General features: G+C 48.1%; 1 pseudogene. It reads left to right on the top strand.

The window, feature by feature from the left end:
* A pseudogene (locus AZF08_RS30505) lies at positions 1-309 on the top strand (hypothetical protein); the annotation flags it as partial.

The following is a 309-nucleotide window of genomic DNA, read 5'->3' on the forward strand; positions in this document are numbered from 1 at the left end:
TTGAAACACCGATTGCGCCAGTAACGCCGATTGAAAATGAAATACCAGGTCAAGAAGCGGCCGCTGGTCAAATTGAAACACCGATTGCGCCAGTAACGCCRATTGAAAATGAAATACCAGGTCAAGAAGTGGCCGCTGGTCAAATTGAAACACCGATTGCGCCAGTAACGCCAATTGAAAATGAAATACCAGGTCAAGAAGTGGCCGCTGGGCCAATGTCAACACCAGTAACACCAGTTGCGCCAATCGAAAATGAAGTACCAAATTCAGAAGTGGCCGCTGGGCCAATGTCAACACCAGTAACACCAG

The sequence above is a fragment of the Bacillus gaemokensis genome, assembly GCF_001590835.1.
GTDB classification, from domain to species: Bacteria; Bacillota; Bacilli; order Bacillales; family Bacillaceae_G; genus Bacillus_A; species Bacillus_A gaemokensis.